At 45.4% G+C, this 524-nt stretch carries 1 protein-coding gene; it reads right to left on the bottom strand.

The window, feature by feature from the left end:
• Window positions 1–198 precede the first annotated feature (198 nt).
• Window positions 199–524 (bottom strand): DALR anticodon-binding domain-containing protein (locus ADICYQ_RS31050; RefSeq protein WP_040413855.1); only part of this gene is annotated, 326 nt, incomplete at its 5' end.

The following is a 524-nucleotide window of genomic DNA, read 5'->3' as shown; positions in this document are numbered from 1 at the left end:
CATAAACCCTGCCACCAAGCTTAATGACTGTAACGATAATTGAATGTGTTGACGGTTGATCATTTGGCTTGCCCCTTTCAATGATTCAATAATCAGTCTTATCATACAAAAACTCGGCAAACAGGATTGTGAATTACATCACACGTTTTTCTCATAAAAAAAGGACAAAGCCCGAAGACTTTGTCCTTTTGTTCGTGATTACATTTTTTCCGGAGCCGATACGCCGATCAGCTGAAGCGCATTGTTCAGCGTAATTTGCGTTGCCTTCATTAAAGCCAGGCGCGCGCGGCTTTTCTCTTCATTTTCAGGGTCGATGACTTTCTCTGCGTTGTAGAAGCTGTGCAGAGCAGAAGCCAGATCATAAATATAGTTTGTGACACGGTGCGGAATTCGCTTTTCCGCTGCTTCCGCCACTGCCTCTGGGAAGCCGCCGATCGTTTTCAGCAGATCGTATTCTTTTTCTGATTGAATATGGCTGAAATCAAGATCCGCCGCCGGTTTAAGTCCCTGCTCTTCCCCTTGGC

Origin of the sequence: Cyclobacterium qasimii M12-11B, from assembly GCF_000427295.1 — a bacterium.
Lineage (GTDB): Bacteria > Bacteroidota > Bacteroidia > Cytophagales > Cyclobacteriaceae > Cyclobacterium > Cyclobacterium qasimii.
The sequence above is the reverse complement of the archived record's forward strand: the minus strand, read 5'-3'. Positions and strand labels throughout refer to the sequence as shown.